The sequence below is a fragment of the Thalassotalea sp. SU-HH00458 genome (genome assembly GCF_040362795.1).
GTDB lineage: Bacteria > Pseudomonadota > Gammaproteobacteria > Enterobacterales > Alteromonadaceae > Thalassotalea_H > Thalassotalea_H castellviae.
Map to the genome: position 1 here is coordinate 504,488 of NZ_BAABWW010000002.1, position 14,498 is coordinate 518,985.

Here is a 14,498-nt window from a genome sequence, read left to right on the forward strand (position 1 = left end):
TTCTAATGTTCGGTTATTAACTGTTGACTCCAATGGCCATTAAATGCCTGATAAGTACTTACTTTGGCAATTAAAGACGAGATGGATGTATCAATGTTACTTTTTTCCGCTATTAAAACATCCTGCCGCGCATCTAACAACTCTAGATAAGGAATTTGTCCTTCTTGATACATGGCTTGAGCCTGTAAAAAAGCATTGTTAGCATGCTTAAATCTAGCTTGTGCATACGAATGTTGATTGGTTTGCTTGATTAAAAACTGCAGAGACAGTTCACTCTCGTTAATCGCTTTAAGTACTACTTGTTGGTAGGCACTATATGCCGCTTCACTTAAAAACTGTTGTGCGTCTTTTTGAGCAATTAATGCCGGATAACTTAGTAACGACCACTCTAATTGAGGAGTCACTTGCCATTGTTGTTGAGTGTCAACTAAACGTGTGTTGTTCAAGCCTAATACACCGGCAAAACCACTTAAACTAATATTTGGTAAAAGTGCTTTACTGGCTGCGACACTGAGTGAATAAGCTTGGCTAAAATTAAATAATGCTTGGTTGATATCAGGGCGTAGTGCAATTGCATTATTAGGATCTGCAATTTCAACCGCAAGATCACTCGATAAAAAGCCCGTTTTTTCAGTCAACATCATTTCATTGGTGAATTGCCCCGTTAAGAGCGCAAGTGTTGATAAGTCACGATATTGAGCGTATTTAATTGCTGGCAAAAGAGCTTGCTGTTGACTAAGTTGAGCTTTAGTTCGATTAAGATCAAGTTCATTGGCTACACCTTCATCAACCCGCGCTTTTAGTACATCAATACTTTGTTTTAATGCTTCAATTTGTTGACTGATAATTAACTCATTTTCTAAATTACCTTGATAGCTTATATAGCCTTTTACTACCGATGAGACTATTTCTACTTTTAATAACCTTAACTGTTCCGCTTTACTCATTGCTGAGGCGTTGGCAGCATCGACTAAAGCTGTGACTCGACCAAATAAGTCTATTTGCCAATCAACGCCAATATTCGCACTAGATTGACTTGTGATAGTTTCTGCTAAACTACTCCTTTCTGCTGAAACAGTAATATTTCCCTGTGGTAAATATTCTGCTTTTTGCGCGCCGAGTCGTGCAAGCATACTCTTTAGCTGTAACTGACTGGTTTTTAAGTCGTGATTTTTGACTAAAGCTAGGTTTACTAACTGATTGAGTTGTGGTGAATCAAACTGGTGCCACCAATTTGACTCATCCATTCCAGATAAACTACTTGCGACATCGGCACGTTCAATAAAGCTCTCTAGCAATTGTTGATGCTGCTCTTCATTGATTTTACTGGCACAGCCCGATAAAAAGAGTGAACTGATTGTAAAACTGATAATGGCAAACTTATGTTTTATTGGGCGTTTTATTAAGCTAATCATGATTATTCCTCGCCCTTAACAGCTTTATTTTTGCTCAGGAAAATATAGAAAACCGGCGTAAATAATAAGCCAAAAATGGTGACACCAATCATGCCTGAAAATACGGCATTACCCATTGCATGACGCATTTCTGAACCAGCGCCTGTGGCAAGTACCAGTGGAATAACGCCAGCCGTAAAAGCAATAGACGTCATTAAAATAGGGCGTAACCGTAAGCGACATGCTTCAATGATTGCATCTAAATGTGATAAACCATGATCATGCTGATCTTTTGCAAATTCGACCATTAAAATCGCATTTTTTGACGCTAAAGCAACAAGTACGATTAATGCTATTTGAGTAAAGATATTATTATCGTCACCCACTAACCATACTCCTAATAAAGCAGAAAATATTGTCATAGGAACAATTAGAATTATCGCTAAAGGTAAGCGTAAACTCTCATATTGTGCGGCTAATACCATAAAGACTAATAACACCACTAATGGAAATACATATACCATCGTATTACCGGCTAGTATTTGCTGGTATGTAACTTCTGTCCATTCATATGAAATTCCTTGTTCTAACGTTTCAGCCAAAATTGCTTCAATAGCTTTTTGCGCTTGATCGGAACTCGTGCCGGGAGTAGGACTGCCATTTAATTCAGCGCTCGGGTAACCGTTATAATGCATGACTCGATCCGGGCCTGTGCTAGGCGTGACCGTTAGAACCGATCCTAGCGGCACCATTTGTCCTTGTCGGTTACGTACTTTTAAGTTAAGTATTTGCGCAGGATCTTGACGGAAATCTGCATCGGCTTGCGCGTTAACCTGATAGGTTCTACCAAATAAATTAAAGTCATTGACATAAATTGAGCCTAAATAAATTTGTAATGCATCGAAAACCTCATCTAGTGGGATCCCTTGAATCAATGCCTGTTCACGGTCAATATCAATATCCATTTGAGGTACTTGAATGCGAAAGCTTGAATATAACCCCATTAAGGCAGGATCTTTTTGTGCTTTTGCGATCACCGCTTGTAAGTTATTAAACAGGACTTCAAAGCCTTTATTTTCACGATCTTCGATCTGCAGTTTGAATCCTCCTGTTGTACCTAACCCTTGAATAGGAGGCGGCGGAAACACAGCAACAAAGGCTTCATCAATGGCCATAAACTTTTGATTTAATTGTGCAGCAATAGCCATGGCAGACTGACTGGGATCGGTTCTTTTATCGAAAGACTCGAGTGGCGTAAAGACAATCGCGCTATTAGGACTAGTAGTAAAACCGTTAACGGATAAACCAGGAAAAGCTACCGCATTCGCGACTCCGGGAATTTCAAGAGCAATTTTTTGCATTTCTTTTACCACAAGTTCTGTTCTATCTAAACTTGCAGCGTCTGGTAATTGAGCGATTGATACTAAATACTGTTTGTCTTGTGCAGGAATAAAACCACCGGGAACTTGGTTAAATAAAGTAATGGTGCCGCCAAGCAGTACAAAATAAATAATACCCACCACCGCACTCATTCTTATCAGTTTTTGAACCAGCTTCTGATAACCTTGCGCACCTTTATCAAAAAGTCGATTGAAAGGGCTAAATAACCATTTGCCAAATAATGCATTAAGTAAGCGAGTTAATTTATCTGGCTTGCTATCGTGCGATTGTAGTAATAATGCTGATAACGCTGGCGATAAAGTCAATGAATTAAATGCCGAAATAAAAGTTGAAATCGTGATTGTTAACGCAAACTGTTTATAAAATTGCCCTGATAAACCGCTAATAAAAGCCGTTGGAATAAATACCGCGCCTAACACTAATGCTATCGCGATAATTGGCCCAGTGACTTCTGTCATGGCAACTCGCGTAGCTTCTAATGGGGTTAGCCCTTTTTCGATATTACGCTCGACGTTTTCCACAACCACTATGGCATCATCAACGACAATTCCGATAGCGAGTACTAAGCCAAACAACGACAGAGTATTAATGGAAACCCCTAGCCATTGCATTACAGCAAACGTACCAATAAGTGAAATAGGCACGGCAATTAATGGAATGATAGACGCGCGCCAAGTTTGTAAAAATAAAATAACGACAATTACTACTAACACTATCGCTTCAAGTAAGGTTGTTATCACGGCATCAATTGATCCCCGTACAAAAACGGTTGGATCATAAACAATGTCGTATTCAACGCCTGCGGGGAAGTTCTTTGATAAATTAGCCATGGTTTCGCGAACTTGATCTGATAACTCAATAGCATTTGCACCTGGTCTTTGAAACACAGGAATTGCAAGTGCTGGTTTACCATCAAGCATGGCGCGTAATGAATAATTGTTTTGACCTAATTCAACTCGTGCAACATCCTTTAGGCGAGTTATTTGTCCTTGCTCACCCAACTTGATGATCACTTGTTCAAATTCTTCAATATTACTTAATCGACCTTTTACATTTAATAAAATTTGAAATTGACTATCGTTACTCGCTGGCTGAGCTCCTAAACTACCTGCTGCAACTTGTTGGTTTTGTTCGCGTAAAGCTGTAATAACATCATTCGCTGTTAATTCATGAGAAGCTAAATCATCAGGATTTAACCAAATGCGCATAGCATATTGGCCACCACCAAATAATTTAAGATCACCGACGCCATCTAAACGAGTGATTTGGTCTTTAATATACAAATCAGCATAGTTGGTAAGGTAAGTCGTGTCATGGGTATTTTCAGGTGAAAATAAATGAACAACCATGGTGAGATCAGGTGACGATTTCTCTGCAACAACACCTAAACGTTGTACTTCTTGGGGTAAGCGTGGCAGGGCGCTATTGACTCTATTTTGTACCTGAACTTGCGCTCGGTCTAAATCAGTGCCTAAGGCAAAAGTGACCGTTAACGTCATGCGGCCATCGCTAGTGGCTTGTGAAAACATATACAGCATGTTTTCTGTGCCATTAATTTCTTGTTCTAAAGGTGTTGCAACTGTTTGGCTGATAACGGTTGGGTTAGCGCCAGGGTAACTCGCGGTGACAACAACAGTAGGTGGCACAACTTCAGGGTATTCGCTAACAGGTAATTGAAATAAAGATAAACCACCAGCAATAAGTATGATCAGCGATAGCATCGCGGCAAAAATAGGCCGTTGAATAAAAAAATGGGAAAATTTCATGCGTGAACCTTAGTATTTTGCAAGTAAGTTTTCGGCTTGGTCTTTACGTAATGTAAAGGCAATACCACTGCTATCAATTTCAACACTGTTAGGTTGAATTGGCATACCAGGACCTACACGAGCAGGACCATTGACCGCAATAATGTCACCTTTTGTAAGGCCAGAGGTTATCGCGCGTAACTTACCGTAACGTTCACCTAGTTCAACGAGCTTATATTGCAATATATTGTTTTCGCCCACCGTTAGAACGAAGCGATTTTTTAAATCGGTACCAATCGCTTTACTTGGAATAATGATTTGCTCAGTAACAGCGTTAGCGGCTAATTTTATACGGGCAAATGAACCGGCACGTAACTGATTGTCAGCATTTTCAAAAACGGCGCGTAGACGTAATGTTCCGGTTGAAGCATTGATTTGATTATCAATAAAATTGATATAGCCTTCATATGGAAAAGTGGTTTGTCCGACTTTTTGCATGATGACTTGTTGCTTGCTGTCAGCAGTGATATTACTGAAAGATTGATTCCATGTGCGCTCATCTATATCAAAATAAGCGTACATTTTCTTATTTGAAACGATAGATGTCAGCACGCTTTGTCCAGCTATTACGTTATTACCTTTTGTGATATTCGCGTTAGAAATAACACCATTGATGGGTGAACGAATAGCGCTAAATTCTAAATCGAGCATTGCTGCATCAAGTTGTGCTTGTAAGGCTAATACTTGTGCTTCACGTTGGCTTAACGTCGATTTTCGTAATTCCACTTCTTCTGTTGAGATGGCTTTCCTTTCTGATAATCTTACGGCACGTTGGGCTTCACTTTTTGCTTGCTCTAGCGCTGCTTTAGCACTTAATACTTGAGCTTCTAAGCTGGTAACTACCGCTTTAAAAGGTCTGTTATCAAGTTGAATGAGTAAATCACCTTCATTAACCACATCGCCTTCTTTAAAAGCAATGTTATTAATTACGCCTGAAACTCTCGGCATCAACGCGACTTCTTCTGGAGATTCAACTCGTGTTGTGTAAGTGTGCCAATTTTGTACGGGTTTAATTAATACTTCAGCCACATCAATAGGCTGCAATGGTCGCTTTGCAGGTGCTGCAGTCGATTCATCACTACAACCAGAAAGTACTATTGTTAACCCAACAACAGAATACATAAGAATATTTTTTAACATTTGAGACTCCTTGAATAATGAAGCCATGATACGGAACTAGTATGTTGATAAAAAGCCTAGTTATTTACACTTATTAGTGCCAAAATTGCACCAATAGTGTTTTTGGAAAGAAATTATGGATACAACAAGTCGACTATTATTATTATTAGATGTAGTTGAAAGAGGTTCTTTTGCAAAGGCTGCGCTGGCACGTAACATAGATAGATCTGTAATTTCTAAACAAATAAGCCGTTTAGAAGAAGAGCTTGGGGTAAGGTTACTAAATAGAACAACACGATCCTTCTCGTTAACAGCCGCCGGAGCTGAAATGATTAAAAAAGCGACGCAACTGCGTGAGCTTTTAGGAGAAACGGTTCGGTTAGCGGAAAATTACCATCAAGAGCCCAGAGGGGTTTTAAAAATAACGGCATCTACCACGATAGGACGACGCTTTATACAACCTGTGATAAATGATTTTCAAAAGCGTTTTCCACAAGTTGAAGTGGAATTGCATTTAAATGAACTACTTGTTGATATTGTATCCGAAGGTTTTGATCTAGCTTTTCGAATTGGAGAGCCAAAAGACTCCTCGTTAATCGCACGAAAAATTGCACGTAACCGATTATTACTGTTAGCATCTCCTGCATTTATAGATACTTATGGTATGCCAAGCACAATTGAAGAATTGGCAAAATTACCTTCTGCTAGTTATTCAAGCCAGTCAGTTAAAGTAGAAAGTATTCATTATTACGATGAGCAAAACAAACAATGCGAACAAAAAACCTTTAGTACATTTAGAGCGAATAATGGTGAAGTATTGCTGATGAAAGCCTTATCTGGAACTGCTTATGTTTTAGCTCCTGCTTTTATTATTGAAAATGAAATAAAAGATGGCTTATTAATTCCGCTATTGCCAAAATTGAAGTTAATGAATTTTAGTGACATGTATGCCGTTTACCCTCACCGTGATTTACCGGTAAGAACTCGTTTGTTCTTTGATGCTGTTAAAGATTATCTTGGTTATCAAACTCCGCTGTGGGAAAAAGCTATTCCAGACTTTGAGAAACTTTATCAAGGTTAAGACCAAACTCCTTTATACTTAACGGCATTAGTACTCTTTTTACTTTATGCACGAAACTAAGGGGAGGCAGTATTTTATGTTAATTTTTAGTATTTTTAACGAGGTGATACATAGGTTTTCAACAGCAAAATTTATTAATAGCGTTAGCTGAAGTTCTTCCCCAATATCCTCTGGGTATCAGTGAATATGATTTGTTATTAGTTTTACAAAAACAGCCATATCAGATATTTTCAAATGATGGGATGCAAGATCCTCTCATTTTATTTCAACGTCATTTTATTTTGTTTAATGCTTTATATCAGTTAAAAGATAGATGGCATCAAGAACAAAGCGCGTGTTTAGATATTGTTGTTACCCACATTAGGTATTTACCTTTTATAGCAGGACAAGAAGGTTTGATACAAGCGGATAATTTACGCGCGTATTATCTTGATTGGCAAAATTTCACTGATACTAAAAAAGAGGACGTTGAAGAACTTATCGAAAGCTTTTGGCAGCTTATGGATGGTGAACATTCATCCTCAACCCTAAGTCAAACAAGTATTGAAAATGCGTTTAAATGTTTATTAATCAAAGATAGCGATGATTTTAAGCAAGTAAAAATACAATATCGTAAATTACTGCATCAACACCATCCCGATAAAGGCGGTGATACGCAAAAATCACAAGAAATTAAAGCTGCCTACGCAATACTCAAGGCTTATTTCAATAACCATTGATTGCAATATAAATGGTGCATTGATGGTAAACATTTATATATTGGTAGTAGCACACCTTTTTATATTAATTCACCATGGGCTTTTTTAATGTAAACGATGTTTTATATATTTTATTGTAATACCTTGCTGCATCTTCTTGGCTACTGGAATCGAACCACTTCATGTGTGCGTCAAAGTATTCGCGAGTCTTACTCGTTGTTTTAATTACAGCATTAAAGGCCTTGACCATCTTTGCTCCTATCTTTGATTTTGAGCATAAAATGTTGCCAAGCATATAATTAGGGGCTTCTTTTAGTGGAAAACTCTCAATAACTGTATTGTCTTCCTCTGAGTAAAAACCAAACACGTTAGGGTATTCAATTGATATATCAAATCGTGCTTTTTCGATCATATTTACTATGCCTCTATTCGCTTTACTCGCATGACGTTTCCAGAAAAAATGAGCGTTTTCGGGAGAATTAATTAATGAATCTATTTCAACGCCGTAACTTCGACCGCCAACAATGCCAAATTTAATTCCAGCGACTGTATTGATAATATCGTAAATAGAGACAGTCTTTTGTTGAGTCACTAACTGCCTGACTTTTTGGAAATAGGGGGAATTTTTATTGATGTATAATCGCAAGCCTGGGAAAACAGTTTGAGGTATTTGGGTACTATAACTAAATTCATTTCTTTCTTTTGTGGTGAGCTTATTCCCAATGCAGACATTTTCTTGATGTTTGATCAGAGTAAAACCGCGTTTAACAGGAACGTGTAATTTTTTAAAAAAATACTGTGAATTTAAGTGAGCTGCTAAAAGATTAAAAGTACTGGTGTCTATATCAAGTACTTTGTTTTTCGCAGTGACATTATTTTGTGGTGCATCAGTAACCCAAACTATTTCAGTAGCAAGCGATTGGCTAGTAATAAAAAGAGAATAAAATGAAAAGGTCACCATTATTTTATGTAACGATAAACAAGGTAAATTTTTAATTCATTTCCCATCCAATAAACTCTGTTAATTATTAATGTATAACACTTTTTTAAACTAATAAGAAATAGATAGTCAAACTCAATGGTTAATATAGCTTGCTGCTTAATTATTCATCGTAATGAAAATATTTATCTTAACTGAATTTATTTACATCAAAAAAGTGCTTAATTACTATCAAAAAAATTGCACTGAAAGTTGTATATATGTTCAATAATTTTACACTTTTAAATTGTTATTATATTTTTTCTTTTTATCTATTTGAAAAATAAGTGTTTATTTATGTGGCATGCTCTCTGCCTAATGTTGGCTGATGTATTTAAATATACAATAAAACATGGATTAATTATTTTTTAAATAAAGGTTACATATGAAATTATCTCACATTATTTTTGGTTGTTCACTGACTGCCCTGACCGCTGTTTCAAATGCTGGCGTAATTTATTCAGAAGGTTTTGAAGGGAATGACAATACATGGTCTGCATATCATAGCCCTGTTATCAATACTCCTTCTGGTGCCATTACCGCTAGCGATGGCAATAACTATGGTCTAATTGATATATCAGTCGGGGGAGCAACTGGAGCATATACTTTTTTTAGTGGCTCTAGTTCAGTATTTGGTAATGGTTTTAGTACCAGTCTTGATGTGTTCATTGATCCTACTGTATGGGCAATTGGTGATGGTTTTGATTATTCATCAGCAGTAAATAACCAAAGTGGCGTTCATAATAGAGATTTTATATTTAACGCTGGTCAAACAACAAATAATGGTTTTGTGATTAATGCTTCTAACAACAGTGGTTTTGACTTTAATGAAGGGTCATTAATAAACAGTGATTATTATGAAGTAACTACTGCCGGTTGGTACACACTAGAGCACGTTTTTTATAATCAAGGTGGGGTGCTAGCCGTTGATTTTAATATTTTAGATGGCGTTGGTGCACTGCTTCACACTGAAACACGTTCTACAGCAGCAGATGATATTGCCACTGTTATCGGTGGTAATAGATATGGCTGGGTAACATATACTGATATGTCATTAGCTATTGATAATTCAACGTTAAGTATTACTGAAGTACCTGAGCCTTCTACATTGGCTATTTTTGCGTTAGGTATCTTAGGTTTAGCATCACGTCGATTTAAGAAATAACTATTCTTAACCAGTTTATAATATTTAAAAAACACCAATGATGATTGGTGTTTTTTTTTGAATTAACAAAAGCTACAACCAAAATAGAAGAATATTCACTACACCTTTGGTTCATGCATTTCTGCGCTAATACACCGCTAAACAGTTGTTGTTAACATTGTTTTATAAATTTTATTTTTATAGATAATTTGTTGATTAATTGGTCCTTTGTAAACGCACTTTGTTGGCGACACTTTTGATGTTGTGAACATGCATTAGATTGATTAATTGGCAATATTTTCCTAGCTCGCTTTTTGAAAACTTTTCAAATCCTGTCATGTGAAAATCTTACTAGGGGTTTTCCCCTAAAGTGCGTAGGGACTGATCCCGATGGTTTCTTCTTACAAATTACAGTCCAATGATGAGTGTAAAATTCATTCCTTCAAAAAAAGTGGATAGAAAAATGAAATCAATTTTAAAAAACATGGCGATGACCATGTCTATTGCTGGCGTTAGTTTAAGTGCTACAGCAACTGCTGTGATTGGCTCGCAATTAGAGCAAAAATTAGAAAATATGTTATCAACAGATAGTGCTATGGTGGTTGTTTCATATGATCAGCTAGATGCGCTGTCAACGTCACAGATACAAACATTATTGAATCTTGGTATAACACAAGGTGTTCAATTTAAGTCATTACCTATTATGGGGGTGCTGGCCACACCAGCTCAAATCAATCAAATTGCCGATTTATCTGGCGTACGCTCGGTTTTTGCTAACAGAGCATTAACTTATTTTAACGCTGAAGCACGTGAAATCACAGGCGTTGAAAAACTGCAATCAACTGAATTTTCTGAAAATAATGGTATAACGTTTACCGGAAAAGGCGTTACTGTGATAGTTAATGACTCAGGTATAGATGCAACACTTGATGATTTAGCTTATGGCGATAAAGTAGTAGAAAACGTTCAAGGGGCAACACATGCTCAAGCTATATCATTAACTGGCGTTGATGGTGTTTGGATCGAAGGACAACAAAATACTGATTTAAATGTCGGTCATGGTACACACTGTGCGGGTACTGTCGGTGGTTGGGGAACACATTCCGATGGCAAATATAAAGGTGCTGCTGTTGACGCTGATATTGTCGGTTATGGCTCAGGTGCTGGTTTGTCTATTTTAGACGCACTTGGCGGATATGATTATGCGATTTCACATATTTGGGATTTTAACTCGCCAATTCGCATCATGAGTAACTCTTGGGGGTCAAGTGGTCAGTTTGATCCAGAAGGTCCTATTTCTCTTGCATCATATAAAGCGTTTAAACTAGGTATGATTTCGGTGTTTGCTGCAGGTAATGATGGATCTGGTGAAGATACCCACAACCCTTACGCGCAAATTCCTTGGGGGATGTCAGTGGGGGCAAGTACCAAACAAGGAGACTTAATCGATTTCTCTTCTCGGGGCAAGCGAGATGAGCAAGGTGATTTTAGCATGCCTGATGGTTCTACTTGGACTTATAAAAACGAAGTTAGCATTGTTGCTCCAGGGGTGGATATCATTTCAACACGAGCAAAAACAAATGTGGCTTCTAATGGTGGTGCAAATGACGTTGATTATATTGAAGCAGAATATTTACCTTTCTATACTATGATTTCAGGTACTTCAATGGCAACACCACACGTTGCTGGTATTATTGCAATGATGCTTGAGGCGAATCCTAACCTAACGCCATTACAAATTAAGCAAATTATTCAAGAAACCGCAACGAATATGCCTGGCTATGAATCTTGGGAAGTGGGAGCAGGACATGTTAACGCCTATGCTGCGGTTGCCGGAGCTCTGGGTTACGATAATCAACACAGTAAGACAGTTAATAATTTAAACAGTTTTAATGCGAACGCGATAATTTTAGAAGATGAAGCCCCTGAATCATTTGAGCTACTATTTTCTCCGGTTGGCGAGCCAGATGTACATGTATTTAATGTCGAAGAAGACGCAGCTTGGATCAGTGTCTCTTCTGAAACGTTAGCCAATACAATGAAACTTAAATTGGAAGCACCAGATGGTACAGTTTACTTTGGTAATTTAACCTTACCGGTATTAAACACAACAATGCGTGTTTCTGCTCCAGCGCAACCTGGCGACTGGAAATTATCAGCCTTTGGCTTAACGTCTTTGTCTGGTGTGCAAGCTGATCCAACCGGAACGACTAATGGTCCTGGTGTACCAGAGTTTATTAGTGGTGATATATCTGTTCTTAAGTCGGGTGGTTATGAAGGGTTAAACGATATTGAAGGACATCCAGCTGAAAAGGCAATTGAGTTTGCTGTTAGTGAGCGACTTGTTGATAGCGAAAATAATCGTGTTTACCGTCCCGATGCTAAGTTGCAACGTAAAGAATTAGCGAAGTTTTTAGTGATGGGCATGTCTATTAGACAGCAACGTGATTTATTGAATGAGCAACAAATGCATTACAGTGATGTCGGTAGTGCGCATATGCCTTATATTAGTTCGGTAGTTGAAAAAGGAGCTGCCTTAAGAGATCGAGTGCAATCACAAGCACCGGTTATGTTAACCAATGGTAGTTCATTTCAACCTAATGCTGCTGTCAACAAACAAGCGTTGGCATACTCTCTGGTACAATCTTTAGGATTAGAAGCGCAAGTCGCTGAAGCTCCAGAGCAGTTAACGGTAGAGTTTAATGGCGAACGGGTACCTGTTATTGATTCAGATAATATTGACCCAGCCATGAAAGGCCATGTTCAAGCGGCAATCGATATGTCAATCATGGGTGTTAAATTTAGTTTACAACAAGGCCCTTATGATTTAATGCCAAAAGTTGTTGCTGAATTTGAACCTAAATCGAAAGTTAAACGTGGTGATTACGCTGTTATTATCGGGCGCGTATACGACGGTTATTTAAGAAACTAATCGATGTTTCAATTTAAAACCAACCTAATTAGGTTGGTTTTTTGCCTTTATTAAATTACTAGTAATACTTGCTATATGGCGCAGTTCAAAGTAGTTTCTAAGTTAGTATTGGCATCGAAGTATCTATTAAAGACAATAATAGACGTAAATTTAGAGGTGAAAACATGTTCAATTTTAAGAAGTTAGTTGCGCTTGTGATGTCTGTTGTGACTATAGTTTTTAGTTCGTTGGCTCTGGCACAGGATGCCGTAACGATTGATGTTCAGGGTAACAAAGTGGAAGCAGTTATTCATTTACCCGGTAATATTTCAGCCGATATCACGTTAGCCTTTGAAAATGCTGTTGGGTTAACACGTGAAAGTATTGGGATTAGTGCAGAAATCATTGATGTCACGTCATTAAGTGTGCTTGAGCGTTTACCAGATACCTTAAATGTATCGACGGTAGCCGCTTTTCCTATGATGATCACCATAGAGCCATTAACTGATTCAGGGTTTTCTTTTTCAGGTTTAGCAACGTTGGATATTCATACGCATAATTTAGAATATACTGCAGGCACGCCACTTCGTTTTTTTAAAGCTCCATTAAATGGCTCATTTAAAGATATTACAATGACTATGGGGGCCGGAAGTTATCGCGCTCGTGGTTCAATTGGGCGTTTTTCACAATTTATTATTGCCGCGGATATAAGGGCGCCATTAGTGGTTGCTAATCAAAAGTACCAACATTTATTATCTGCTTTAACCAATTTTTCATCACAAATTAATGCTGCTGATTATGCTGAGCTGCTACAAGATGTTAATGCAATTGAACAGTTAATGACAACACAACAGTATGCTTTGGCAAGCAATAAAGTGAATGAGTTCAATCGTCATATAAATGCTGCGCGTGGCACAAATATTCCAGACGTGTGGCGTTCAAGTCGTGATATTGACAATGTAGCCGGTGAATTAATGGCGTACGCCAATACACTGCGATTTAGTTTACGGTTGATACCTTAATGTTAAGTATTTATTAGGGGTAGATTATGCCAGCTAAAATTACTGTGTGTTACCCAGAGCAACCTGCAGTTGAAAGTTTTCTGTTTGAAGAAAATGGTTATCGTATTGGGCGTTCGCATGAATGTGAGCTGTTTTTAGATCATCCAACGGTATCTCGTCAGCATGCGAAGGTGGCTCACCTAAATCAACGTTGGCAACTTCATGATGAACATAGCCGCAATGGTACAAGAGTGAATGGCATCGCAATTACGCATTCATCGTTAGCTGAAGATGCGTTAATTTCTTTAGGTCAATTAGATTGTTTATTTGAGACTAAATCTTTCGAGCAAGTAGATGCTATTAATAACCATAATGTTTGGCGCCGAAATCAGTGCCAACAGCAGATCTCTACTCAAATGAGTCAGCATTTTAGTCAGAATCTCAATACTCAATTACAAAACATTATCCTACTAACTGGGATGCAACGAGGTATGGTGTTGCTTGGTAATTGTCTTGATGATTTACAAATTAGTATGTCGATTGGTATGCAGTCAGATGATTTTAAATTAGCGCGTTTTCAAGGCAGTGTTGGAGCAATATCACAATGTATTCGAACAGAGCGCTCTGTCTTTGCGATGGATGTATCGCATCACCAATTATGGCAAGCAAGAAAGAGTATTGAATTAAAACAAATTGCTGCATTTGCTTGTATTCCGTTATTTTATAAAGATAAAGTAATAGGCATCATCTATACTGATAGTAAAATGTCAGATAAAATTTTAACAGAATTAGACGTTGAAATACTTAACACGATGAGTCAGCAATTGGAAGCCACGGTACAAGCGTTATTATTGCAGCACTCCATTGATTTATTGCAAACTCAATTACACAAAGAAGTGATAAGGACATCAAATATAGCGAACAAGCATTTGTTAACTATGTGTCATTAACTTACCTAAGGTGAT

At 37.8% G+C, this 14,498-nt stretch carries 10 protein-coding genes; 6 read left to right on the top strand and 4 right to left on the bottom strand.

What is annotated here, in order from left to right; genetic code table 11:
* Nucleotides 1–2: 2 nt before the first annotated feature.
* The 3 genes from ABXH06_RS05175 to ABXH06_RS05185 are packed head-to-tail and all read right to left on the bottom strand — an operon-like array spanning nucleotide 3 to nucleotide 5,740.
* The gene (locus ABXH06_RS05175) at nucleotides 3–1,415 is read right to left on the bottom strand and encodes a TolC family protein (protein WP_353517501.1); all 1,413 of its coding nucleotides are present in this window, start codon (nucleotides 1,413–1,415) and stop codon (nucleotides 3–5) included.
* A gap of 2 nt (nucleotides 1,416–1,417) precedes the next feature.
* The gene (locus ABXH06_RS05180) at nucleotides 1,418–4,561 is read right to left on the bottom strand and encodes an efflux RND transporter permease subunit (protein ID WP_353517502.1); all 3,144 of its coding nucleotides are present in this window, start codon (nucleotides 4,559–4,561) and stop codon (nucleotides 1,418–1,420) included.
* A gap of 9 nt (nucleotides 4,562–4,570) precedes the next feature.
* A complete protein-coding gene (locus ABXH06_RS05185; protein WP_311579910.1) occupies nucleotides 4,571–5,740 on the bottom strand; it encodes an efflux RND transporter periplasmic adaptor subunit in 1,170 nt (389 codons plus the stop codon).
* A gap of 115 nt (nucleotides 5,741–5,855) precedes the next feature.
* Between ABXH06_RS05185 and ABXH06_RS05190 the strand changes: the two genes are divergently transcribed.
* The gene (locus tag ABXH06_RS05190; RefSeq protein WP_311579913.1) at nucleotides 5,856–6,800 is read left to right on the top strand and encodes a LysR family transcriptional regulator; all 945 of its coding nucleotides are present in this window, start codon (nucleotides 5,856–5,858) and stop codon (nucleotides 6,798–6,800) included.
* 137 nt (nucleotides 6,801–6,937) lie between these two features.
* Nucleotides 6,938–7,519 carry a DNA-J related domain-containing protein gene (locus ABXH06_RS05195; protein ID WP_311580357.1) on the top strand — a complete coding sequence of 194 codons (582 nt, stop codon included), beginning with the start codon at nucleotides 6,938–6,940 and terminating at the stop codon, nucleotides 7,517–7,519.
* 64 nt (nucleotides 7,520–7,583) lie between these two features.
* Here ABXH06_RS05195 and ABXH06_RS05200 read toward each other — a convergent pair whose 3' ends face one another.
* Nucleotides 7,584–8,459: a hypothetical protein gene (locus tag ABXH06_RS05200; RefSeq protein ID WP_353517503.1), complete on the bottom strand. Its 876-nt coding sequence runs from the start codon at nucleotides 8,457–8,459 to the stop codon at nucleotides 7,584–7,586.
* 403 nt (nucleotides 8,460–8,862) lie between these two features.
* On the opposite strand from ABXH06_RS05200, the gene ABXH06_RS05205 reads away from it, so the two are divergent.
* From ABXH06_RS05205 to ABXH06_RS05220, 4 genes are all read left to right on the top strand, one after another.
* On the top strand, nucleotides 8,863–9,642 hold the full coding sequence (locus ABXH06_RS05205; protein ID WP_353517504.1) for a PEP-CTERM sorting domain-containing protein: 780 nt from the start codon (nucleotides 8,863–8,865) through the stop codon (nucleotides 9,640–9,642).
* A gap of 442 nt (nucleotides 9,643–10,084) precedes the next feature.
* On the top strand, nucleotides 10,085–12,553 hold the full coding sequence (locus ABXH06_RS05210) for a S8 family peptidase (RefSeq protein ID WP_353517505.1): 2,469 nt from the start codon (nucleotides 10,085–10,087) through the stop codon (nucleotides 12,551–12,553).
* Between the two features lie 164 nt (nucleotides 12,554–12,717).
* Nucleotides 12,718–13,554, top strand: coding sequence for a DUF6689 family protein (locus ABXH06_RS05215; RefSeq protein ID WP_353517506.1), 837 nt, complete (start codon nucleotides 12,718–12,720; stop codon nucleotides 13,552–13,554).
* A 26-nt stretch (nucleotides 13,555–13,580) separates the two neighbouring features.
* Complete coding sequence (locus ABXH06_RS05220; RefSeq protein ID WP_353517507.1) at nucleotides 13,581–14,483, top strand: FHA domain-containing protein; 903 nt, start codon at nucleotides 13,581–13,583, stop codon at nucleotides 14,481–14,483.
* Nucleotides 14,484–14,498 lie beyond the last annotated feature (15 nt).

Bases quoted from the DNA above. Each gene is read 5' to 3' on its own strand.
- ABXH06_RS05185 (WP_311579910.1), bottom strand. From the start codon at position 5,740: ATGTTAAAAAATATTCTTATGTATTCTGTTGTTGGGTTAACAATAGTA.
- ABXH06_RS05220 (WP_353517507.1), top strand. From the start codon at position 13,581: ATGCCAGCTAAAATTACTGTGTGTTACCCAGAGCAACCTGCAGTTGAA.
- ABXH06_RS05210 (WP_353517505.1), top strand. From the start codon at position 10,085: ATGAAATCAATTTTAAAAAACATGGCGATGACCATGTCTATTGCTGGC.
- ABXH06_RS05215 (WP_353517506.1), top strand. From the start codon at position 12,718: ATGTTCAATTTTAAGAAGTTAGTTGCGCTTGTGATGTCTGTTGTGACT.
- ABXH06_RS05180 (WP_353517502.1), bottom strand. From the start codon at position 4,561: ATGAAATTTTCCCATTTTTTTATTCAACGGCCTATTTTTGCCGCGATG.
- ABXH06_RS05175 (WP_353517501.1), bottom strand. From the start codon at position 1,415: ATGATTAGCTTAATAAAACGCCCAATAAAACATAAGTTTGCCATTATC.
- ABXH06_RS05200 (WP_353517503.1), bottom strand. From the start codon at position 8,459: ATGGTGACCTTTTCATTTTATTCTCTTTTTATTACTAGCCAATCGCTT.
- ABXH06_RS05205 (WP_353517504.1), top strand. From the start codon at position 8,863: ATGAAATTATCTCACATTATTTTTGGTTGTTCACTGACTGCCCTGACC.
- ABXH06_RS05190 (WP_311579913.1), top strand. From the start codon at position 5,856: ATGGATACAACAAGTCGACTATTATTATTATTAGATGTAGTTGAAAGA.